We start from the raw sequence: 696 nt of genomic DNA on the forward strand, positions 1-696 counted from the left end.
TTAATGAATTAACAAAGCGAATCATGCTTCTTTTTGCTTGACATTCAGCGTTTTAACTTACGTGGGAAACATCAGTTCATTAATATATATGGATGCACATCATAGGCGCCACCGTTTGAATAAGCACCACTTCTTTTACCTGCAGTTGGATATACATCAATCCAACGGTTATTAAAGGCATGATCTACAACTTCGATATAGTCTTTACCTAGTGGCTTAAGCGATTTTAAAATTAATTCTTGAGCCTCTTCGTAATTATATTTTAACTCAACACCTTTTACCGTTGGTGCGTATATGTCGGAGTACATTAGTTGCTCAACGCCTAACATACGTTTCTTCAATTCCAGATAGCGATGAAATGTTCCTAAATTGTCATTGATGTTTTTAACCAGGGACTTATATACTTCAACAGGGATATTATTAGGCTTAATGGCAGCCTCCAAGGCTGAGTCATAATTGCGTGCTTTCGCTCTGAAAACATTCACTTTTACTTGTCCGTTTAGCATTTCACCGAAGGTTCCTTCGTAGTTCAGGTAATTATCCCAATAGGTTTTAGTTACTTCCTGACGTAGCACACGATTGGCCGATGAGCGGGCCATGCTAAAATTCGCAGGTGTCAATTCAATGTCGTTTAGTTAACATGACTTTATAATCGTTTGTAATTCATAGAGTAAGACTTCTTTGGTTTCTTTTTTC

The 696-nt window shown here is 37.4% G+C and carries 1 protein-coding gene; it reads right to left on the reverse strand.

Annotated elements, in window-relative coordinates:
• Positions 1-71: 71 nt before the first annotated feature.
• On the reverse strand, positions 72-620 hold the full coding sequence (locus JIV24_RS22235) for a M3 family metallopeptidase (protein ID WP_200467283.1): 549 nt from the start codon (positions 618-620) through the stop codon (positions 72-74).
• Positions 621-696 lie beyond the last annotated feature (76 nt).

This window comes from Carboxylicivirga marina, from assembly GCF_016612505.1.
GTDB classification, from domain to species: Bacteria; Bacteroidota; Bacteroidia; order Bacteroidales; family Marinilabiliaceae; genus Carboxylicivirga; species Carboxylicivirga marina.